The organism is Gallaecimonas xiamenensis 3-C-1 (assembly GCF_000299915.1).
Classification (GTDB): Bacteria; Pseudomonadota; Gammaproteobacteria; order Enterobacterales; family Gallaecimonadaceae; genus Gallaecimonas; species Gallaecimonas xiamenensis.
This window is the reverse complement of sequence record NZ_AMRI01000015.1, coordinates 59,852-79,525: the sequence shown is the minus strand read 5'-3', so window position 1 is coordinate 79,525 and position 19,674 is coordinate 59,852. Positions and strand designations below refer to the sequence as shown.

Here is a 19,674-nt window from a genome sequence, read left to right as displayed (position 1 = left end):
TCCTACATGGCGGTGGTCAGTTCGTGGATCAGGCTGGAAAAATTCAACACGCCTTTTTCCACTTCTTCCATCCCTTGGTTGATGTCGCAGATCATGTGTTGGCCTTGTCCGGCTTCGGCGTTGATCCCTTCCATCTGGCTGCCCAGGGTATTGATGAGATCGCTGTTGGCCGAGACCACCTTGGCGATTTCCTCAGTGGCGATACTGGTCCGCTGGGCCAGCTTGCGTACCTCATCCGCCACTACCGCAAAGCCCCGGCCCTGATCGCCGGCCCTGGCCGCCTCAATAGCGGCATTGAGCGCCAACAGGTTGGTTTGGTCGGCAATGGCCCTGATGGTGGAGACGATTTCGCTGATGCTGAGCGAGTGCTTTTGCATGGATGCGCTGGTCTGGCGGGCCGCCTGCACCTGATCGGTAATATGCTCTGAGGTGTGGACCGCATCGTCCAGGGCGTGTTTGGCATTGGTGGTGATCTGGGAGGTCTGCTCCGAGGTGCTGGCTGCGACCTCGGCGGCTTGTTGCAGTCGTTGTATCCTGTCGGTGATATCGCTGGCGAACTTGATGATCTTATAGACCTTGCCGTCTTCGTTGATCACGGGGTTATAGGTGGCCTCCAACCAGACCGCCCGGCCATCGGCCCGCAACCGTTCAAACTTGCCGGCATAATGCTCCCCTTGCTGCAGGCGTTGCCAAAAATGGGGATTGCGGTCGTAAAACTCGGGATTGCAAAACAGCTTGTGGTGCTTGCCTTGTACCTGCTCCAGCTCATAGCCGAAAGTGGCCAGGAACAGGGCATTGGCGTTCAGCACATAGCCGTCCGGTGTGAACTCGATAACCGCCTGGGATTTGTTCACCGCATCGAAGATGGCGTTCTTTTCCTGAAGAGCCTGGACGTCTTTGCTGATGTCGGCCGCTATCTTGATGATCTTGTGCACCTGGCCATCCTGGCCTGGTACCGGAAAGTAGGTGGCCTCCAGCCAAAGGGGCTCACCATTCTTCTTTAAACGCCTGAACGTGCCCCGCTGGGGAATACCGGCGGCCAGCTCACGCCAAAACTGCTGGTACTGCGCCGATTGGCTGAGAGCATCGCTACAAAAAAGCCGATGATGTTGGCCAATCAGGGTCTCCCGTTGGTAGCCGGTCACTTGGCAGAAGATATCGTTTACTTCGGTAATGGTGCCATCAGGTTTAAAGCTGATGTAGCCAATATGGTGCTTGATAGCCCCAAGGTCGTCGCTGTATTGCGACACCATGTCCTTGAGCGCCCCTATCTGAGCTAACCACTGCTTCTTGTGTTGAAACATACACCTGTCCTTTGGTCCCTGTGTTACCCGTGGCAATTCATAGGTTACCAATTAGTTATAAAACGGATGTCCCGCACTTTTTAATAAGCAAAAGCTAAATCTTTGTGGAAAAACCCTGCCTTGGTCACATTTACAGTCGAAGCTTGGGTCAGCGCAGGCTCAAGCTCCGGCTTTAACTGCTTGAACTTTATTCAAAAGTCAGGGGTAATAGGGTTAACAGTCACTGTGGGGGAGCAGCGTGGCCATACAAAAAACCCGGATCCTGATGGTGTGCATGGGCAATATCTGCCGTTCGCCCACAGCCCAGGCGGTAGCCGAAAAGCACTTTGCCGATGCCGGTATTGAAGTGGAAGTGGACTCAGCCGGAACCATCGGCTATCACGCCGGAGAAAGCCCTGATCGCCGTGCCCGCCAAGCCGGGGAGGCCAGGGGGTATGACTTTTCCCAGATCCTGGCCCGTCAGGTTACCAGCGACGACTTCGTCCATTTCGATCTGCTGCTGGCCATGGACAGGCGTAACTACGGCGACCTTATCAGCCGCTGCCCTGAACGTCACAGGCACAAGGTCAAGCTGCTGCTGAGCTACGCTCCGGAACTGGGAGTGGATGAAGTGCCGGACCCATACTACGGTGGGGGCCAGGGCTTCGAAGAGGTTTTGGATCTGGTGGAGGCGGCTACGGCTGGCCTGCTGAAAAGCCTGCGCCCCTGAGGCATGGAACGGCCATAAAAAAAGGCGCCCTTGAGGCGCCTTTTTCGCTTGCTAGCCTTAGACCTTGGCCATGGGGCTGGAGACGCGGCTGACAGCGTCATTCAAACCACCGGCTCGGCCACTGTGGGCAACGGCTTGGCGCTCCAGCGGCTGAGGGTTACGTACCACAGGGGCCAGGGCCACTTCCGCAGGGCGGGCCATGGGGGCCTGGGCCCGGCCTTTGGGCTTGGCTGCTTTGGGGGCAGACTTGGCTTTCGGTGCCTTGGCTTTTACCACTTGCTCGGCTTTAGGCTCTTCGGCAACCACAGGGGCCGCTACCACTTCTGGAGTAGCTTCTACCGCTACAGGAGCCTCAACCGGCGTCTGCTCGGCAGGTTCAGCGGCAACAGCCACCTCGGCGACCTTGGGCTCTTCGACCACAGCAGGGCTCGGCTCGACTACAGGCGCCTGAACAACAGGGGCCTCCTCTTTAACCGGAGCCGCTTCTACTTGGGTTTCCACCAGATCGGTTTGGGGAGCCTCTGAAGCCAGGTCGAGCTGCTCGGTGGCACCTTCAACACTTTGCTCGCTGCGCTCAGGGCGCTGACGGCGATGACCACGCAGGTGGCGGGGGCCACGGCGACGCTGACGGTTGTCACCTTGCTCGTCTTGGCTCTCGGTGACTTCCTCGGCGACAACCTCGACCGGCTCGGCAACCTGCTGGCGCTCGGCTTTCTCGGCAACCTTGACGGCCTCGGCCTGCACCGGGCTGCTGGCCTTAACGGCAGGGGCGGCCTGGGTCTCACCGTCTTTCATGCGTACCGACTGGTTCAGCTGGCGACGCTCGCGGCGCTGTTGAGGCACCTTGTCCAGCAGATCTTCCTTGGCCTCGTTGGCCTCGGCAGTGGGCTGCTCTTCACGGGCTTTTTGCTGACGCTTGGTGTCACGTTGCTCGTCATCACGCTGACGGCGCTTGTTGCGTTCTTCCTCGCGGCGGCTTTCACGTTGCTCGGCAGCGCGTTCGTCACGGGCGCGGTTATCGCGGTCACGGTTGCGGTTGTCTTCACGGCCTTGGCGTTGCTCGTCACGACGGTCGTCGCGGCGCTCATCACGGTTGCGCGGGTTGCGCTCGCGACGTTGCTCACCGTCCTGGCTACGCTTGTCGTCGCGGCCTTGGCGCTGTTGGTCGTCGCGGTTGCGACCACCACGGCCTTTTTGCTGGCGACGGGCATCCACGCCCTTACGGTTGTGTTGCTGGCGCTTGTTGTCCTGGGACTTGGGCGCTTCTTCTTCCTTGCTGCCAAACAGGGCCTTGATGATGCGGCTGATAAGACCAGGCTTGGCCGGTGCCTTGGATTCCTGACGGACAGGCTTGCTGGGCGCTGCGGCTTTAGGGGCACTGGGGGCCGGGGCGGCAGGTGCCTGCAGGCCTTTAAGGGCCGGCTCGTCATGCTTGTGCTTGGCGGCCACCGGCGGCACGTAGACCGGCTTCTGGTCTTCGGGCTTTTTGGTGAGATCGTAGGAGGGCTCTTCAATCTCGTCGTCTTCGCGGTGACGGATCACCTCGAAGTGAGGGGTTTCCAGGTGCGGGTTGGGCACGATGAAGACCCGAACATCATGGCGCTGTTCGATAAAGCGGATGGCTCCGCGTTTTTCATTCAGCAGGTAGGCAGCCACGCTGACCGGCACCTGGGCTTCGACCTGGGCGGTGTTGTCTTTAAGAGACTCTTCCTCAATCAGGCGCAGAATGGACAGGGCCAGGGACTCGGTGGAACGCACATAGCCGGTACCGGTACAACGGGGGCAGATGTGGTTGGAGGCGTCACCCAGGGACGGACGCAGACGCTGGCGCGACATTTCCATCAGGCCAAAGCGGCTGATACGGCCCAACTGGACCCGGGCACGGTCGGCGCGCACCGCATCGGCCAGGCGGTTTTCCACTTCCCGCTGGTGGCGGGCCGGGGTCATGTCGATAAAGTCGATCACCACCAGGCCGCCCAAGTCGCGCAGGCGCAGCTGACGGGCAATTTCGTCGGCCGCTTCCAGGTTGGTGTTCAGGGCCGTCTCTTCGATATCGCCGCCTTTGGTGGCGCGGGCAGAGTTGATATCGATGGCGGTCAGGGCTTCGGTGCTGTCGATAACGATGGAGCCACCGGAAGGCAGACGCACTTCCCGCTGGAAGGCGGATTCAATCTGCAATTCAATCTGGTAATAGTTGAACAGGGGGATCTCGCCTTTATAAGGCTTGACCTTGGTAATGAAGTCCGGACGCATGGTCTGGATATGGCTTTTAACCTCTTCAAAGACCCTGTTGTGGTCGATGACGATCTCGCCCACGTCACGGCGCAGGTAGTCACGGATGGCCCGGACTATGACGTTGGACTCCTGATGGATCAGGAAGGGGGCAGGGCGGCTGGCTGCCGCTTCCTGGATGTTCTGCCAGTGATGTTGCAGCACGTCCAGGTCCCATTTGAGCTCTTCGGCAGACTTGCCGACGCCGGCGGTACGGACGATAAGGCCCATACCCTCGGGCAGCTGCAGGCTGGACAGGGCTTCTTTGAGTTCGGTGCGCTCTTCACCCTCGATGCGGCGGGAAATACCACCGGCGCGGGGGTTGTTGGGCATCAGTACCAGGTAGGAACCGGCCAGGCTCAGGAAAGTGGTGAGGGCGGCGCCCTTGTTACCACGTTCTTCCTTATCGATCTGGACTATGACTTCCTGACCTTCCTTGACCACATCCTTGATGTTGGGGCGGCCAGCGCCTTTGGCATTCTCGGAAAAATAGCTGCGGGCAATCTCTTTTAAGGGGAGGAAACCATGGCGTTCAGCACCGTAGTCGACAAATGCCGCTTCCAGGCTGGGTTCTACGCGGGTGATCTTACCTTTGTATATGTTGGCTTTCTTTTGTTCGTGGCCCGGGTGTTCGATATCCAGATCATAGAGTTTCTGGCCGTCCACCAAAGCCACCCGCAACTCTTCAGCCTGAGTTGCGTTGATTAGCATTCTTTTCATAAGTGACTCATTACCTTGTAATGGTCACAGCACTCGCATCCTCTCGATGCGCATCCTCTGGGCCTGGCCCCGTGCAGGTCGTACAGGCAGCCTCCCGGCTGGGTGAAGGTTGGGGCGCTCTCGGCGTTTCCACTTGTTTTTCGTTTGAACGATGTCTGGTGATGGGTCCGGCGTACTCGCCAAACCAAAGGCCTATCACCAAAAAGGCATCCAGTCGTATTTCAAGTCCAGTGACGCGCTCTACAGGCGCGAAGCTGTGCCTTTTCAAAATTGGGGCCCGGCATTCTGACCGTGCCCCGGAAATTCAAAACTGCCTGGCTAATCGTAGTTCGAATAGAGGCTTATATATTATCCCATTGATTTTGGGATTTCGGCAAGCATACTTCGCCACTCTCCCCTGTGTTAGAATGCGCCCCCTATGAGCACAGCCAACAACACCGCCACAGTGCAGTATGTGGCCGTTGAACCGGATCTGGCCGGCCAACGCATCGACAACTTCTTGCGGACTTTCTTAAAGGGAGTGCCGAAGAGCCTTATTTACCGTGTTTTACGTAAGGGCGAGGTCCGGGTCAACAAAAAGCGCGTTAAGCCCGAATATAAGCTGATGGCGGGGGACCAAGTGCGTATCCCGCCGCTGCGGGTGGCCGAAGAAAAGGCCCTGCCCAACGCCAACCTCAGCCAGGTATCGCGCCTGAACGACTGCGTGCTCTACGAAGACGACTGCCTGATGGTGGTTAACAAACCGGCGGGCCTGGCGGTACATGGCGGTTCCGGGCTGTCTTTTGGCCTTATCGAAGGGCTGCGGGCGCTGCGCCCCGATGCCCGTTTCCTGGAGCTGGTGCACCGCCTGGACAGAGACACCTCCGGCTGCATTCTTATCGCCAAGAAGCGCTCGGCCCTGCGCGGCTTACACGAAGCCCTTCGTGAAAAAACCATGCAGAAGGACTACCTGTGTCTGGTGCGGGGTGACTGGCCCAGCGCCAAGCGGGTCATCCGCGCGCCCCTTTTAAAAAACACCCTGCAATCGGGTGAGCGGGTGGTGCGGGTGGACGCCGAAGGCAAAGCCAGCGAGACCCGTTTTAAGGTGGAGCGCCGTTTCGGCGGCCTGGCTACCCTGGTCAATGCCTTCCCGGTGACCGGCCGTACCCACCAGATCCGGGTCCATACCCTGCATGCAGGGCACCCCATCGCCGGTGACGACAAGTACGGTGACAAGGAATTTGACGCCCGCCTCAAGGCCCAGGGCCTGGAGCGGCTGATGCTGCACGCCTGGCATTTGTCCTTTACCCACCCCAACACCGGCGAAGCGGTGTCGGTCACCGCCAAGCCGGACGGCAGCTTTGCCGCCCTGATTGAGGCCCTGGGGCAGCGCGGATGAAAGACATCGACCTGGTGATCTTCGACTGGGACGGCACCCTGATGGACTCGGTGGGACGTATCGTCTCCAGTATGCAGGCCACCGCCAAGGCCCTAAACCTCGGCGTACCCAGTGACCAGGCGGTGCGCGACATCATCGGCCTTAGCCTGATGCCGGCCTTTGACCGGCTATTTCCGGCCCTGGACGAGGGGAGCAGGGCGGCCTTGCTGGCCGAATACCGTGACCAGTACGTGGAGCTGGACCCGACCCCGACCCCGCTTTTCCCCGGGGTAGAGGCGATGCTGGCCAGGCTCGGCGCGTCCGGTAAAACCCTGGCGGTGGCCACCGGCAAAGCCAGGGCCGGCCTCGACCGGGTCTTTGCCGCCACTGGCCTTGCCGGCCACTTTGTTACCAGCCGCACCGCCGACGACGCCCAGTCCAAGCCCCATCCCGAGATGCTGACCCAGATCCTGGCCGAAACCGGCATCAGTGCCGAGCGGGCCCTGATGATAGGGGACTCGCAACTGGACATGGCCATGGCCAAGGCCGCCGGTGTCAAGGCGCTGGGGGTGGGCTTTGGGGTGCACAGCCCCGAGCAGCTGCTGGCCGCCGGCGCCCAAGGGGTGATCAGCGACTGGCAACAATGGGCCCTGGCTTAGCCCAGGGGCCCGGCACCTTCCTCTTCCAGCATCGCCGTCAAGGCAATGAGCGGCAGACCTATCAAGCTGTTGGGGTCCCGGCCGCTCAACCGTTCAAATAAGGCTATCCCCAAGCCTTCGCATTTAAAGGACCCGGCGCACCAGAAGGGTTCTTCCTTATCTACGTAGCTTGCTATCTGGCCAAGGGTCAGGGAGCGAAACTGCACCTCGAAGGGTTCCACCAGGGACTGGCAGCGGCCAGTTTGACTGTTATAGAGGGCCAGCCCCGTATAGAAGGTGACGGTCTTGCCGGCGGCGCGGCTGAGCTGGGCTATGGCATTGGCGCGATTGAGGGGCTTGCCGCAGATCTCGCCGTCGATAACGCAGAGCTGGTCAGAGCCGATCACCAGGGCCGGGCCAGTCCCAAGGGCGGCAGCGGCCTTGGCCTTGTCGATGGCCAGGCGTTCAACCAGGGCGGTGACGCTTTCCCCAGGCAGGGGGCTTTCGTCCAGCTCCGGGCTGATACAATCGAAGTCGATTGCCAGTTTTTCGAGCAGACTTTTCCGAAATGGGGAACTGGAACCTAAAATCAATCGCATGGCACGCCTTTTTATCTTCACTTGTAGGGGTATTTTCCCGTAAAATGCGCGGGCATAACAGGGCGGTGCGACTGCTTTGTTCATCACTGCAGGCCCATTGGGCCTGTTGGCTTTTTTGACAGGGACTTAGTGCCCGAGTAAGATGCGCGCCTTATGCGAAAAGTTAAGCTGCCCTTAACTCTCGATCCGGTGAAAGCCGCCCAACGTCGTGATGATTACGACGGTATGGTGCCTGTCACCGAATTGACGCGTTTGATGGAATTGTCAGAAGCCCGGCAGGGCGAAGTGGATGTGCAACTTCATTGTGGTGTTGACGCCCAGGGGTTGGTCTTTACCAGTGGTAAAGCCGCCGTGGAGCTCGAGCTGGTGTGCCAGCGCTGCAATGGCCCGCTGTCCTTCCTCGCAGAGGTAGACTTCGCCTACACACCGGTTTTTGCCAAAACCGTAATAGAAGAGCTCCCGGAAGCTTATGAGCCTGTCGACCTCGACGAAAACGGTGAGATCGACGTGCGAAAACTCATTGAAGACGAGCTGATCCTGGCACTGCCCTTGGTCGCAATGCATGCTCAAGACCAGTGTGCAGTGTCTTCGTCCGAGATGAGTTTTGGCAAGATCGAACCTGCTGATGAGCGTCCGAACCCCTTCGCTGTTCTCGAACAGTTGAAGAAGAAGTGATCACGATTTAAGGAGACTAGTCAATGGCCGTTCAACAGAACAAGAAGTCCCGGTCCCGCCGCGACATGCGTCGTTCCCACGATGCACTGACCGCTGCCCCCCTGTCCGTGGACAAGACCTCCGGTGAAACCCACCGCCGTCACCACGTGACTGCCGACGGTTTTTACCGTGGCAAGAAAGTTATCGGTTAATCACCGGTAACTGACTTGCAAGCGTTTACCCTTTCGGTAGATGCCATGGGCGGGGACCTAGGCCCCGCCGTAACAGTGCCCGCCATAGCGCGGGCACTGCTGCTTTACCCCTCTTTATCGGTTCGCGCCTTTATCTGCGGTGACATCAGTGCTCACCTGGCGGCGGCCGGACTCCAGCAACACCCCCGTTTAACCCTGATCCAGGCCCAGTGCACCGTCGGTATGGACGAAAGACCGTCCAGCGCCCTGCGTACCAAGCGGGATTCGTCCATGGGCGAAGCGGTCAAGGACGTGGCCGAAGGCCGCTCCCAAGCCTGTATCAGTGCCGGTAACACCGGCGCCCTGATGGCCCTGTCCCGGCATTTTCTCAAGACCTTGCCCGGTATCGATAGGCCCGCCATCGTCTCCGCCATGCCGGCGGTGAACGGCAAAAGGGTTTACATGCTCGACTTGGGCGCCAATGTCGCCTGCGATTCGGAAACCCTCTACCAGTTCGCCGTCATGGGCTCGGCCATGGCTCACACCGTTGAAGGCATAGACAGGCCCAGGGTGGCCCTGCTCAACATCGGTGAGGAAGAGGTCAAGGGCAACGACCAGGTCCGTCATGCAGCCAACTTGCTGCAAGACGCCCCCAGCATCCACTATGTGGGCTACCTGGAAGGGCACGACATCTTCACCAATAAGGCTGACGTCATCGTCTGTGACGGTTTTGTCGGCAATGTGACCCTCAAAACCTGTGAAGGCATTGCCCAGTTCTTCCTGGCCCAGCTGCGCGAGAGTTTCGGGAATAGCCTTTGGGGCCGGGTTTTGGGCTGGCTGGTACGTCCTTTCATCAAAGCGGTTTACGCCAGGGTGAACCCCGACCAGTACAACGGGGCCAGTCTGGTAGGATTGCGCGGTATTGTCGTGAAAAGCCACGGAAATGCTGGCATTGATGCTTTTTTCAACGCCCTCGAACAGGCTTTGCACAGCGCCGAGCGCAAGCTGCCTGACGGCATTGAAAGTGCCATCGGAACCGTTTTACTGGACAAGCACTGAGCCTTATTCATGCATTCAAAAATTCTTGGTACAGGCAGCTATCTGCCTGCCCAGGTGCGTAGCAACGCCGATCTGGAAAAAATGGTGGATACCACCGACCAGTGGATAGTGGAACGCACCGGTATCAGCGAGCGTCGTATCGCCGCTGAAGGAGAGACCGTTGTCAGCCTGGCCGTACCGGCCGCCAAAGCCGCCCTGGACGCGGCCGGCCTTGAGGCCAGCGAGCTCGATCTCATTATCTTCGCCACCACCACCGCCCCCCATTCCTTTCCGTCCGCCGCTTGCTGGTTGCAGGCCGAGCTGGGCGTACCCGGTATCGGTGCCTTCGATCTGGGCGCGGCTTGTGCAGGTTTTACCTATGCCTTGACGGTGGCCGACCAATTCATCCGTGCCGGCAGCGCCAAAAAGGTGCTGGTGGTGGGGGCCGACGTGCTGACCCGGGTCTGCGAACCCAGCGACCGCTCTACCATCATCCTCTTTGGGGACGGGGCAGGGGCGGTGGTTCTGGGAGCCAGCGAAGAGCCAGGCCTGCTGGGCAGCTGCATCCACTCCGACGGCCACTACGGCGAGCTGCTCTGCGCCGCCTTGCCCTCCCGCACCGATGCCAGCATCGACCCCTGGCTGAAGATGAAAGGCAACGAAGTGTTCAAGGTCGCCGTCACTAAATTGGCGGACGTGGTCAGCGAGATCCTCGACCAGGCGGGCCTGGACAAACAGCAACTGGACTGGCTGGTACCGCACCAGGCCAACCACCGCATCATCAGTGCCACCGCCAAGAAATTGGGCATGGGCCTGGATAAGGTGGTGCTCAACCTGGCCAAATACGGCAACACCTCTGCCGCTTCCGTGCCCATCGCCCTCGACGAGGCGGTACGGGACGGCCGCATTCAACGTGGCCAACTCCTGCTGCTGGAAGCCTTTGGCGCCGGTTTTGCATGGGGTGCGGCCCTGGTTCGTTATTAAAAGGCCATAAAGATGCAAAAAACTGCCTTTATATTCCCGGGACAAGGTTCCCAAAGCGTGGGCATGCTCGCCGAGCTGGCCGGCGCCTACCCTGTGGTACTGGAGACCTTCAAGGAAGCCTCCGAGGTACTGGGCTACGATTTGTGGGCTTTGGTCCAAAACGGCCCGGAAGCGGACCTGAACGCTACCGAGCGTACTCAGCCCGCGTTGCTGACCGCCTCTGTTGCCACCTACCGGGCCTACCTGGCCCAGGGCGGCGTGGCCCCGGCCCTGATGGCCGGCCACAGCCTGGGTGAATACTCGGCACTGGTCTGCGCCGGCGCCTTGGATTTCAAAGATGCCGTGGCCCTGGTGGAAGCCCGTGGCCAGTATATGCAGGCCGCCGTTCCGGCCGGCACCGGTGCCATGGCCGCCATCATCGGCCTGGATGACGCCGACGTGGTGGCCGGCTGCGCCGAAGCGGCCCAAGGGGACGTGGTGGAAGCGGTCAACTTCAATAGCCCAGGCCAGGTGGTGATCGCCGGTTCCAAGGCAGCCGTTGACCGGGCCTGTGAGGTCCTCAAGGAAAAAGGCGCCAAGCGGGCCTTGCCCCTGAGCGTATCGGTGCCCAGCCACTGCGCCCTGATGAAGCCGGCGGCAGAGCAACTGGCCGAGCGCCTCAAGCAAGTAACGATCGCCGCCCCTGCGGTGCCGGTGATCAACAACGTGGACGTGGCCAGCGTCAGTGAAGGGGACGCCATCAGGGACGCCCTGGTGCGCCAGCTGTACAGCCCGGTGCGCTGGACCGAGTCGGTCCAGGCCATGGCTCAGCAAGGGGTAACCGACCTTTACGAATGCGGCCCTGGCAAGGTGCTTTGCGGCCTTGCCAAACGGATTGATAAGAGCCTGAATGCCGGCCCGTTGCACAGTAGCGACGAGCTGCAATCAGTTGCCAAGTGAGGAAAACATGTCTGACTTCATGTCATTGACCGGAAAAATCGCCCTGGTAACCGGCGCCAGTCGCGGCATTGGCCGCGCCATTGCCGAGCGCCTGGCGGCCCAAGGTGCTACCGTTTTTGGTACCGCCACGTCCGACAAGGGCGCCGAGGCCATCAGCAGCTACCTGGGAGAAGGCCGTGGCCTTAACCTGAATGTGACCAGCAGCGACAGCATCGATGCCGTCCTTGCCACCGTCAAAGACAGGGCAGGGGACTTGGACATCCTGGTCAACAATGCCGGCATCACCCGCGATAACCTGTTGATGCGGATGAAAGACGAAGAATGGGACGAGGTGATCGACACCAACCTCAAATCCCTTTATCGTCTTTCCAAGGCCGTGTTGCGGCCGATGATGAAAAAACGTGCCGGCCGGATCATCTCCGTCGGCTCTGTAGTGGGCACCATGGGGAACCAGGGACAGGTCAACTACGCTGCCGCCAAGGCGGGCCTGCTGGGTTTTACCAAGTCCCTGGCCCGGGAAGTGGCGTCAAGGAACATTACCGTCAATGCCGTAGCGCCGGGCTTTATCGACACCGATATGACCCGCGAACTGACGGACGACCAAAAATCGGCGATCTTCGGGCAAGTGCCGCTGGCACGCCTGGGTTCGCCTGCCGAAATTGCCAGTGCCGTGGTCTTTTTGGCCTCTAATGAGGCTGGATACATCACTGGTGAAACCCTGCACGTCAACGGCGGCATGGTGATGGCGTAAGTGATCGGAAAATGCGCGGATCTGTGGCGAACAACAGGCTAACACCGTGGTTTGACCAGCATATTCGCGGTTTTCCTTTCCCTTGCAAAGATTTGGGGATCGAATACACTAGCCCCCATTCGCTATTTACAGCGTACTGCTAAGGAAACAACAAGCTATGAGCACTATCGAAGAACGCGTTAAGAAAATCATCGTCGAGCAACTGGGCGTGAAAGAAGAAGAAGTGAAAAACGAAGCTTCTTTCGTCGACGATCTCGGCGCTGACTCTCTGGACACCGTTGAGCTGGTGATGGCGCTGGAAGAAGAGTTCGACACTGAGATCCCGGATGAAGAAGCCGAGAAGATCACTACTGTGCAAGCGGCCATCGACTACGTCACCGCTCACCAGAACTAATCCTCTAACAGGCGGTCCTCGGACCGCCTGTTTCCTCTCTCGACCCTCGTTTTTTTCCTTTCGGAGGCAAACGCCGTGACCAAGCGTCGTGTCGTTGTGACCGGTATGGGCATGCTGTCCCCCGTGGGCAACAGCGTAGAATCTTCCTGGAAAGCCCTCCTGGCAGGGCAAAGTGGCATCGATACCATCAGCTGCTTCGATACCAGCGCCTTTACCACCCATTTCGCCGGTAACGTCAAAGACTTTGACGTCACCCAGTACATGTCTGGCAAAGACGCCAAGAAGATGGACTTGTTCATCCAGTACGGCGTCGCCACAGGCATCCAGGCCCTCAAGGACAGTGGCCTTGACCTGGAAAAAGCCGATCTGAGCCGCGTCGGCGTTGCCGTCGGTTCCGGTATCGGTGGCCTTGGCCTTATCGAGAAAAACCATGAGGCCCTGTTGGCCAATGGTCCACGCAAGATGTCGCCGTTTTTCGTGCCCAGCACCATCATCAATATGGTGTCCGGCTGGTTGTCCATCATGCACGGCTTGCGTGGCCCCAACATCGCCATCACCACCGCCTGTACCACAGGGGTGCACAACATCGGCCATGCCGCCCGGATGATCGCCTACGGCGATGCCGACGTCATGCTGGCCGGTGGTGCCGAGATGGCCTGTACCCCCCTGGGGATGGGCGGCTTTGGCGCAGCTCGCGCCCTGTCTACCCGCAATGACGATCCCAAGGCGGCCAGCCGTCCCTGGGACCGCGACCGCGACGGCTTTGTGCTGGGCGACGGCGCCGGTGTCATGGTGCTGGAAGACTACGAACACGCCAAGGCCCGAGGCGCCCGCATCTATGCCGAGCTGACCGGCTTTGGCATGAGCGGCGACGCTTACCACATGACTTCACCGCCGGAAGACGGTGCCGGTGCCGCCCTGTCCATGCTTAACGCCATCCGTGACGCCAAGCTGGACCCGAGCCTGGTGGGCTATGTCAACGCCCACGGCACCTCCACCCCGGCCGGGGATGCTGCCGAAAGCAACGCCGTCAAATCGGTGTTCGGCGACCATGCCTACAAACTGATGGTCTCCTCCACCAAGTCCATGACCGGCCATCTGCTGGGTGCGGCGGGCGCCGTTGAAGCCATCATCTCGGTGATGAGCCTCTTTGATAACGCCATTCCCCCCACCATCAACCTGGACAACCCCTCCGAGGGCTGTGATCTCGATTACGTGCCCCACGTGGCCCGCCAGGCCAAGGTTGACCATGTGCTCTGTAACTCTTTTGGCTTCGGTGGCACCAACGGCTCTTTGCTGTTCAGCCGCATCTAAAAGGGTGTAACTTGGCAAAACGCCTGATAACCTAACGGCTTATCAGGCGTTTTTTATTGACCTATGCTCAGCCTCGAATCCTATCCTGACCGCCTTCAATACGGTGACGGCCACTTTACCACCCTGGCCGTGCGGGGCGGCGCACCGCAAAACTGGCCGGCCCACCGCTCCCGCCTGGAAGAAGCCTGCGCCCGCCTGGCCATGAGCCCCCCTGACTGGCAAAGCCTGGAAGACGCAGTAATGAAGGCCGCTGCCCAACGCGGGCAGGGGGGCGTCAAGGTATTGGTAGCAAGGGCTGCCGGTGGCCGGGGATACCGCCCCGCCGAGGGGCCGAGCCAGGTGTGGGTCAGCCATTTTGCCGAACCGGCCCATTACCCCCTGTGGCGCAGCCAAGGGATCAGCCTGGCCCTGTTGCCGGTGACCCTGGGCACCAGCCCGATGCTGGCCGGTCTCAAGCATTGCAGCCGCCTGGAACAGGTGCTGGCCGCCGAGGCCTTGGCCCGGGTCGGCAGCGACGAAGGGGTGCTGCTGGACGACGACGGTTTTGTGGTGTCCGCCGTCAGTGCCAACCTCTTTTGGTTTAAGGGTGCAGTGCTCCATACCCCCAATTTGGCCCGCAGCGGCGTTAGCGGCACCCAGCGAGCCCTGGTGATGGCGGCGCAGCCGGCCCAGGTGGTGCAGGCGCCCCTGGCCGCCCTCGATGAGGCGGACGAAATTTTCCTGTGCAACGCCCTGATGGGGGTGGTGCCGGTACATACCTTTGGCACAAGGCGCCTGGCGGCGCCCCGTTTGACCCTCCAACTACGCGATACCCTCGGATAATGAAGAAGTTGTTATGGATAGTGGCGGCCCTGCTGGCCGCCTCGGTGGCCGCTGCGCTGTATGGCCTCTGGCAATACCAGCAGGCCCTGGCCAAGCCCCTGGCCCTGACCGGCCCCCAAACTCTGGAAGTCAAGGCCGGTACCCATGCCTACCGCCTGGTCAAGTCCCTGCGCAGTGACGGCTGGGTAGAGCAGAACTGGCCTTTCAAGCTGCTGCTTAAACTCGAACCTGGCCTTGGCCAGATCAAGGCCGGCTGCTACGCCGTGGACGAGGGCATGACCATGAAGGCCTTGCTGGCCGACATGGCGGCCGGCAAGGAACAAAGCTTTAAAGTGACCCTGGTGGAAGGGGAGCGCTTCAAAGACTGGCAGGCCCGGCTGGCCGCCTTGGCGCACCTGGATTTTCGCCTAAGCGGCGCCGACAGCCAGGCCGTGGCCAAGGCCCTCGGCCTGCCCCTGGTGGAAGGCCAATTGATGCCCGACACCTACCAATACCGCTGCGGTGATACCGACCTGAGCCTGCTGACCCAGGCCAAAGATGCCATGAGCCGCTACCTGGAACAGGCCTGGCCCAACCGCGACCCGGGGCTGCCCCTGGCCACCCCGGCCCAGGCCCTGACCCTGGCGTCCATCGTCGAGAAAGAAACGGCGGTGCCGGCCGAGCGGCCGCTGATCGCCTCGGTGTTCGTCAACCGCCTCAACAAGGGCATGCGGCTGCAGACCGACCCCACTGTCATTTACGGCCTGGGAGACGACTTTGACGGCAACCTCACCCGCGCCCACCTGCGCCAGGCAACGGCGTACAATACCTATGTCATCAAGGGGCTGCCCCCCGGGCCCATCGCCATGCCGTCCCGCGCCGCCATCGACGCGGTGCTGCACCCGGACAAGGCCGACTACCTGTATTTTGTGGCCAAGGGCGACGGCAGCCATGCATTTTCCAAGACGCTGCGTGAACACAACAACGCAGTGAACCGTTATCAAAGAGGACGCGGATGAAGCCACTGATAGACCCGGCTTTTGTGGTGATAGAGGGCCTGGAAGGGGCCGGCAAGTCCACGGCGGTGGCCAGGGTCAGGGCCTTTTTAGAGCAAAGGGGCGCCACCGTGGTGCAGACCCGTGAACCGGGGGGCACCCCCCTTGCCGAAAAGATGCGCGAGCTGGTCAAAACCGTCCATCAAGAACCCCTGACCCCCCAGGCCGAGCTGCTGCTGATGTACGCCGCCCGGGTGCAGCTGGTGGAAAACGTCATCAAGCCGGCCCTGGCCCAGGGTCACTGGGTGGTGGGGGACCGGCATGATTTGTCGAGCCGCGCCTACCAGGGGGGGGGCCGCCAGTTGGACAGCGCCCTTATCGACAGTATCCGCCAGGCGGTGCTGGGGGATTTCAAGCCGGCCCTGACCCTGTACCTGGATATCGACCCCAAGCTGGGCCTGGAGCGGGCCAAGGCCAGGGGCGAGCTGGACCGGATCGAGCTTGAGCAGCTGGCCTTTTTTGAGCGCACCCGCGCCCGCTACCAGGCCCTGGCCCAGGGTGACGACAGCATCGTCACCATCGACGCCGGCCAACCCCTTGAGCAGGTACACCAGGCCATCGACGCCGCCCTTGGCCGCTTGGAGCGGCGCTGATGCTGCCTTGGCTGGCCCCTTATCTTGCCGATTTTGGCCGCTGGCAACAAAGCCAGCGCCTGGCCCATGCCTACCTGCTGACCGGCCCCAGTGGCGTCGGCAAGGCCCAACTGGCCCAGCAATTTGCCTTGCAGTTGCTGTGTCGCAACCAGGTGGGCTGCGGCCAATGCCACAGCTGCCAGTTGGTAAAGGCCGGTACCCACCCGGACTTGCACAGGGTCGAACCCGACGGCGGCAGCATCAAGGTGGACGCCATCCGTGCCCTGGTTGGCCCCGTCTATAGCGCCGCCCTGATGGGCGGTGCCAAGGTGGTGCTGATGCATCAGGCCGATCGGCTTAACCTCAACGCCGCCAACGCCTTGCTCAAATCCCTGGAAGAGCCTCCCGCCAATACCTACTGGCTGCTGACCAGCAGCCAGCCGGGGCAGCTGTTGCCTACCATCTTGTCCCGCTGCCAAAAGCTGCACCTGCCGGCGCCCCCCGCTGATCAAGCCCAGGCCTGGCTGCAAGGGCAGGGGATCCAGGCCAGCCCCGCCTTGCTGCGGCGTTTTCACGGTGCGCCCCTGGCCCTACAGCGAGCCCTGGCGGACGGCTACCAGGAAAAGGTGGCCAAGCTTCAGGCCGATCTGGTGGCCTTGGAAACCCGCCACCTTTACCCTGAAAATTTTGCCGACCGCTGGCATAAAGAGGCCCTGTTCTGCCTGGACGAGTTGGCCCATCGGCTGTTGGATCAGGCCCGTTTGGCACGGGGCCTGGCGCCCCTGTATCATGACCATTTGGACCGCCAGGAGCGCCTGGGAGAAGAGGCCCTGACCGGCCTTTGGCAGGCCGTGCTCGGCTCTCGCAAGCAGCTTTTGGAACAACCGGCCATCAACAGCAAATGGCTGCTGGTGGATATCGCCTGGCAATTGATGGAAGGAAGGAGTGACAACGTTGTTGGTTGATTCACACTGCCACCTGGAAAGACTGAAACTGGCCGAAGGCGACAGCCTGGCCGCCGCCCTTGACCGTGCCCAGCAACGGGGCATAGAGCGCTTTTTGTGCGTCTGTGTCACCCTCGACAGCTTCGGGGACATGATGGGGGCCATCGACGGCTTCGAGCAGGTGGCCGCCAGTTGCGGCGTGCACCCCCTGGACCAAAAAGAAGCTCAGGAACTGGATCGCCTTTACGACTTGGCCGGCCACCCCAGGGTGGTAGCCATAGGGGAGACCGGCCTCGATTACTTCTACGCCCCGGAAACGGCAGCCTTGCAGCAGCAGTCGTTTCGCCACCATATCCAGGTAGCGCGCCAGCGCGGCCTGCCCCTTATCATCCATACCCGCGACGCCAAGGAAGACACCCTGGCCATATTGCGGGAGGAAAAGGCGGCCGAGGTGGGGGGAGTATTGCACTGCTTTACCGAAGACTTAGACATGGCCCAGCAGGCCATGGCACTGGGTTTTTACATCTCCATCTCCGGTATCGTCACCTTCCGTAACGCCGACGCCCTGCGCGAGGTGGTCAAAGCCCTGCCTCTGGACAGGTTGCTGGTGGAAACCGACAGCCCCTATCTGGCGCCGGTCCCCCACAGGGGCAAGTCCAACGAGCCCCAATATGTGTACGACGTGGCCCAGTTTATCGCCGAACTCAAAGGGGTCAGCCTTGAGGAATTGGCCCAGGTGACCACCGCCAACTTCTACCGCTGCTTCCCCGGCGCCAAAGCCTTGTTTGGCGCATAAAAAAAGCCCGAAACTATGTCCATGTTTCGGGCTCAGGGGAATGGCTCTCGGTGAGAGCCGTGCGCTAATGAAACTCGGCGGTGCTTGTGCATAAAATGTGCAAAACCTGTGTTTTAGGGTAGAACAAGGCCGCTTATTTTGCCCGCCGGGCCGCCATTTATCTCGGCTGCCCGGCGTTTCGCCTTGCTCAGAACGCCAACTTGTCTTTAACCAGCTCCCGAGGAAAACGGTTTTTAAGCTTGTTTTTCAATGCTTTGGCCGTGCCAATCGGGTGCCCTTGGTAGCTCAGTACCCGTTCGCCGCCAGCCGCCAGGCCGTCCACCGCCAAGTCTTTGCCGGTGAGGTAATCGGCGGCCTGGGCACTGTCGAGCTCCAAGGGCCGGCACTGGCTGCCGAAGGCCAGCACGAAATCCTGGTGCAGCTTCCATTCCTTGCCAGCAGGTTCTGCCACCTTGATACCGATGCGGTCCAGACGCACCCGGCCGATGAGATCGTTGGCCTCCTCAGGAAAATGCCAAAAATCCCCGTCCCTTTGCCAAAGGTTGAGGAGTTTGGCGTCAAAACCAAACTGGTCCTTTAAATACTGGATAAAGGCCTGGGTGTCTTTACCCTTGGCCGGGGTATAGGGAAACTTGCCCAGGCGAAAGCTGGGCTCGGGAACATCCACCTTGGCAAGCTTGCGTACGGCCGCCACAAAGAAACCTTCGGAGTCGTAGATCTGCGGCCAGATGTGCAGCTCTCCCTGCTCGGTCAGGGCCTGCTCGGCGCCGTCGAAAAGCCCTTCAAGGGACACCCGTTCCACCGCCTCGCCAAAACGTGCCGCCAGGAAGGCCAATACACCCTGGTTTTCCTGGGTGTTGAGGGTGCAGGTGGAGTAGACCAATACGCCTCCCACCTTCAGGGCCTGGAAGGCCGACTCGATCAGCCCCTGCTGCACTTCGCTGATGGCGTCGATATGGCTTTGCGCCCAATCCTTGAGAGCGTCCGGGTCCTTGCGGATGGTGCCTTCGCCGCCGCAAGGGGCGTCCAGCAAGATGGCGTCGAAGGTATCGGGCAAGGCGGGGCCGAACACCTTGCCGTCAAAATGGCAAAGGGCACAGTTGCTGACCCCAAGGCGCTGCAGGTTGGCATGGAGCACCTTGACCCTCGACCCCGAATATTCGTTGGCCACCAGCAGCCCCTGGTTGTTCATCAAGGCAGCCAATTGGGTGGTCTTGGAGCCAGGGGCGGCTGCCACGTCCAGTACCTTGGCCGGAGCCTCGCTCAGGCAATGCCACAGGGCCTGGGGCGGCAGCATGGAGGAAGCTTCCTGGACGTAAAAAAGCCCCAGCAGGTGCTCTGGCTCATTGCCAAGGGGCAGATCCTCGTCGGGCCTTTGCAGCCAAAAACCGGTGTCGCACCAGGGAATGGTTTCCAGCTGCCAGCCTTTTTGCGCCATCTGTTCGGCAAAGTCGGCCACAGAGATCTTCAAGGTATTGACGCGGATAGCCCGGCGCAGGGGGCGCTGGCAGGCCGCTACAAAGTCGTCCCGGGAGAGGGAGGCGGGCATGATGGCGTCCATGGCGGACAGGAAAGCATCGGGAAGGTAGACCTTGGTGTGCACGGACAATCTCGGGCAGGGAACTCCAGCCCGAGATTGTACC

Annotated in this window: 19 protein-coding genes and 2 pseudogenes; 16 read left to right on the top strand and 5 right to left on the bottom strand. The window is 60.7% G+C overall.

The annotated features are described in order from the left end of the window. Nucleotides 1–2: 2 nt before the first annotated feature. Nucleotides 3–398: pseudogene (locus B3C1_RS20860) on the bottom strand (methyl-accepting chemotaxis protein); the annotation flags it as partial. 138 nt (nucleotides 399–536) lie between these two features. Continuing rightward, nucleotides 537–1,253, bottom strand: a pseudogene (locus tag B3C1_RS20855) (PAS domain-containing protein); the annotation flags it as partial. A 289-nt stretch (nucleotides 1,254–1,542) separates the two neighbouring features. On the opposite strand from B3C1_RS20855, the gene B3C1_RS11635 reads away from it, so the two are divergent. Next, entirely contained in the window at nucleotides 1,543–2,013 is a 471-nt protein-coding gene (locus tag B3C1_RS11635) for a low molecular weight protein-tyrosine-phosphatase (protein WP_008485007.1), read from the top strand. 57 nt (nucleotides 2,014–2,070) lie between these two features. Here the strand turns inward: B3C1_RS11635 and rne are convergent, their stop codons facing one another. Further along, nucleotides 2,071–5,004: a ribonuclease E gene (gene rne, locus B3C1_RS11630; RefSeq protein WP_008485006.1), complete on the bottom strand. Its 2,934-nt coding sequence runs from the start codon at nucleotides 5,002–5,004 to the stop codon at nucleotides 2,071–2,073. Nucleotides 5,005–5,422: 418 nt separating this feature from the next. Here rne and rluC point away from each other — a divergent pair, with 418 nt between their 5' ends. Together rluC and B3C1_RS11620 are read left to right on the top strand one after the other, a co-directional pair. Continuing rightward, nucleotides 5,423–6,382, top strand: a complete 960-nt coding sequence (gene rluC / locus B3C1_RS11625) for a 23S rRNA pseudouridine(955/2504/2580) synthase RluC (RefSeq protein WP_008485005.1) — start codon at nucleotides 5,423–5,425, stop codon at nucleotides 6,380–6,382. Next, a complete protein-coding gene (locus B3C1_RS11620; protein ID WP_008485004.1) occupies nucleotides 6,379–7,020 on the top strand; it encodes an HAD-IA family hydrolase in 642 nt (213 codons plus the stop codon). The genes rluC and B3C1_RS11620 overlap by 4 nt, the downstream gene beginning before the upstream one ends. Here the strand turns inward: B3C1_RS11620 and B3C1_RS11615 are convergent. Then, nucleotides 7,017–7,598: a Maf family protein gene (locus tag B3C1_RS11615; RefSeq protein ID WP_035481980.1), complete on the bottom strand. Its 582-nt coding sequence runs from the start codon at nucleotides 7,596–7,598 to the stop codon at nucleotides 7,017–7,019. The genes B3C1_RS11620 and B3C1_RS11615 overlap by 4 nt on opposite strands. 153 nt (nucleotides 7,599–7,751) lie before the next feature. Between B3C1_RS11615 and yceD the strand changes: the two genes are divergently transcribed. The 13 genes from yceD to B3C1_RS11550 all read left to right on the top strand — a co-directional run bounded on the left by yceD (nucleotide 7,752) and on the right by B3C1_RS11550 (nucleotide 18,031). Further along, nucleotides 7,752–8,273: a 23S rRNA accumulation protein YceD gene (yceD, locus tag B3C1_RS11610; RefSeq protein ID WP_008485002.1), complete on the top strand. Its 522-nt coding sequence runs from the start codon at nucleotides 7,752–7,754 to the stop codon at nucleotides 8,271–8,273. A 23-nt stretch (nucleotides 8,274–8,296) separates the two neighbouring features. Then, nucleotides 8,297–8,464 (top strand): 50S ribosomal protein L32, encoded by a 168-nt coding sequence (gene rpmF / locus B3C1_RS11605; protein ID WP_008485001.1) that lies wholly within the window; start codon nucleotides 8,297–8,299, stop codon nucleotides 8,462–8,464. A 15-nt stretch (nucleotides 8,465–8,479) separates the two neighbouring features. Next, on the top strand, nucleotides 8,480–9,502 hold the full coding sequence (plsX, locus tag B3C1_RS11600) for a phosphate acyltransferase PlsX (RefSeq protein WP_035481978.1): 1,023 nt from the start codon (nucleotides 8,480–8,482) through the stop codon (nucleotides 9,500–9,502). Nucleotides 9,503–9,511: 9 nt separating this feature from the next. Beyond that, nucleotides 9,512–10,465, top strand: a complete 954-nt coding sequence (locus B3C1_RS11595; protein ID WP_008484999.1) for a beta-ketoacyl-ACP synthase III — start codon at nucleotides 9,512–9,514, stop codon at nucleotides 10,463–10,465. A gap of 12 nt (nucleotides 10,466–10,477) precedes the next feature. Next, nucleotides 10,478–11,404: an ACP S-malonyltransferase gene (gene fabD, locus B3C1_RS11590; protein ID WP_008484998.1), complete on the top strand. Its 927-nt coding sequence runs from the start codon at nucleotides 10,478–10,480 to the stop codon at nucleotides 11,402–11,404. Nucleotides 11,405–11,423: 19 nt separating this feature from the next. Next, nucleotides 11,424–12,155 carry a 3-oxoacyl-ACP reductase FabG gene (gene fabG / locus B3C1_RS11585; protein ID WP_008484996.1) on the top strand — a complete coding sequence of 244 codons (732 nt, stop codon included), beginning with the start codon at nucleotides 11,424–11,426 and terminating at the stop codon, nucleotides 12,153–12,155. Between the two features lie 157 nt (nucleotides 12,156–12,312). Further along, on the top strand, nucleotides 12,313–12,549 hold the full coding sequence (gene acpP, locus B3C1_RS11580; protein WP_008484992.1) for an acyl carrier protein: 237 nt from the start codon (nucleotides 12,313–12,315) through the stop codon (nucleotides 12,547–12,549). Between the two features lie 75 nt (nucleotides 12,550–12,624). Next, a complete protein-coding gene (gene fabF / locus B3C1_RS11575) occupies nucleotides 12,625–13,863 on the top strand; it encodes a beta-ketoacyl-ACP synthase II (protein ID WP_008484991.1) in 1,239 nt (412 codons plus the stop codon). Nucleotides 13,864–13,926: 63 nt separating this feature from the next. After that, nucleotides 13,927–14,685, top strand: coding sequence for an aminodeoxychorismate lyase (gene pabC / locus B3C1_RS11570; protein WP_008484990.1), 759 nt, complete (start codon nucleotides 13,927–13,929; stop codon nucleotides 14,683–14,685). Beyond that, nucleotides 14,685–15,683 (top strand): endolytic transglycosylase MltG, encoded by a 999-nt coding sequence (mltG, locus tag B3C1_RS11565; protein ID WP_008484989.1) that lies wholly within the window; start codon nucleotides 14,685–14,687, stop codon nucleotides 15,681–15,683. The genes pabC and mltG overlap by 1 nt, the downstream gene beginning before the upstream one ends. A gap of 8 nt (nucleotides 15,684–15,691) precedes the next feature. Beyond that, nucleotides 15,692–16,312 carry a dTMP kinase gene (gene tmk, locus B3C1_RS11560; protein ID WP_336391121.1) on the top strand — a complete coding sequence of 207 codons (621 nt, stop codon included), beginning with the start codon at nucleotides 15,692–15,694 and terminating at the stop codon, nucleotides 16,310–16,312. Continuing rightward, complete coding sequence (holB, locus tag B3C1_RS11555; protein ID WP_008484987.1) at nucleotides 16,312–17,256, top strand: DNA polymerase III subunit delta'; 945 nt, start codon at nucleotides 16,312–16,314, stop codon at nucleotides 17,254–17,256. Before tmk ends, holB begins: the two co-directional genes overlap by 1 nt. Beyond that, a complete protein-coding gene (locus B3C1_RS11550) occupies nucleotides 17,246–18,031 on the top strand; it encodes a TatD family hydrolase (RefSeq protein WP_008484985.1) in 786 nt (261 codons plus the stop codon). The genes holB and B3C1_RS11550 overlap by 11 nt, the downstream gene beginning before the upstream one ends. Before the next feature lie 187 nt (nucleotides 18,032–18,218). Here B3C1_RS11550 and rsmF read toward each other — a convergent pair whose 3' ends face one another. Further along, nucleotides 18,219–19,640 (bottom strand): 16S rRNA (cytosine(1407)-C(5))-methyltransferase RsmF, encoded by a 1,422-nt coding sequence (gene rsmF / locus B3C1_RS11545; RefSeq protein ID WP_008484984.1) that lies wholly within the window; start codon nucleotides 19,638–19,640, stop codon nucleotides 18,219–18,221. Nucleotides 19,641–19,674 lie beyond the last annotated feature (34 nt).

Excerpts from the sequence above, each read along its gene's own strand:
- B3C1_RS11620 (WP_008485004.1), top strand. The coding sequence starts at position 6,379 with ATGAAAGACATCGACCTGGTGATCTTCGACTGGGACGGCACCCTGATG.
- B3C1_RS11595 (WP_008484999.1), top strand. The coding sequence starts at position 9,512 with ATGCATTCAAAAATTCTTGGTACAGGCAGCTATCTGCCTGCCCAGGTG.
- rluC (WP_008485005.1), top strand. The coding sequence starts at position 5,423 with ATGAGCACAGCCAACAACACCGCCACAGTGCAGTATGTGGCCGTTGAA.
- holB (WP_008484987.1), top strand. The coding sequence starts at position 16,312 with ATGCTGCCTTGGCTGGCCCCTTATCTTGCCGATTTTGGCCGCTGGCAA.
- fabD (WP_008484998.1), top strand. The coding sequence starts at position 10,478 with ATGCAAAAAACTGCCTTTATATTCCCGGGACAAGGTTCCCAAAGCGTG.
- rne (WP_008485006.1), bottom strand. The coding sequence starts at position 5,004 with ATGAAAAGAATGCTAATCAACGCAACTCAGGCTGAAGAGTTGCGGGTG.
- fabG (WP_008484996.1), top strand. The coding sequence starts at position 11,424 with ATGTCATTGACCGGAAAAATCGCCCTGGTAACCGGCGCCAGTCGCGGC.
- yceD (WP_008485002.1), top strand. The coding sequence starts at position 7,752 with ATGCGAAAAGTTAAGCTGCCCTTAACTCTCGATCCGGTGAAAGCCGCC.
- B3C1_RS11615 (WP_035481980.1), bottom strand. The coding sequence starts at position 7,598 with ATGCGATTGATTTTAGGTTCCAGTTCCCCATTTCGGAAAAGTCTGCTC.
- rpmF (WP_008485001.1), top strand. The coding sequence starts at position 8,297 with ATGGCCGTTCAACAGAACAAGAAGTCCCGGTCCCGCCGCGACATGCGT.
- mltG (WP_008484989.1), top strand. The coding sequence starts at position 14,685 with ATGAAGAAGTTGTTATGGATAGTGGCGGCCCTGCTGGCCGCCTCGGTG.
- acpP (WP_008484992.1), top strand. The coding sequence starts at position 12,313 with ATGAGCACTATCGAAGAACGCGTTAAGAAAATCATCGTCGAGCAACTG.
- pabC (WP_008484990.1), top strand. The coding sequence starts at position 13,927 with ATGCTCAGCCTCGAATCCTATCCTGACCGCCTTCAATACGGTGACGGC.